Origin of the sequence: Corallococcus exercitus, assembly GCF_003611585.1 — a bacterium.
GTDB classification, from domain to species: Bacteria; Myxococcota; Myxococcia; order Myxococcales; family Myxococcaceae; genus Corallococcus; species Corallococcus exercitus.
Genome location: NZ_RAVW01000922.1, coordinates 1 through 411, shown reverse-complemented (window position 1 = coordinate 411; position 411 = coordinate 1). Strand labels below are relative to the sequence as shown.

Annotated in this window: 1 protein-coding gene; it reads right to left on the bottom strand. The window is 36.3% G+C overall.

The features are described 5' to 3' along the window. Window positions 1-411: ABC transporter permease (locus tag D7W79_RS46660; protein WP_500681261.1), on the bottom strand; the 411-nt coding region annotated here is incomplete at both ends.

Below are 411 nucleotides of genomic sequence, written 5' to 3'. Positions count from 1 at the left end.
TCTCTCGTTCGCTCACTAACAGAAACTAGCATAATATTCATAATTCCAATACCACCAACAACAAGCGAAATGGCAGCAATCGCACCAAGCGCAGTAGTTAGGGTTGTACTAATCGTGTTGAAAGCATTGAGAATCTCTTGTTGATTGATGACTTGATAAGATGGTCCAATTTGTGCAGATGAAGCATTTTTTTCTTGTTCTTTTTCGTCGCCAAATTTAATTGCAAGACGTGATTCTATTGTGTTTACTACAAAATCAACATCTTCAGCAGATTTTGTTTCTACATAAATTGTACGAACGTTTGTATCTTTTAAGAGCCTTTGAGCGGAAGAAATCGGAATAAAGATTTGATCATCACTTGATCCCATCATTGAGGCACCTTTTTCTTTCAATACACCAACAACTTTGTAT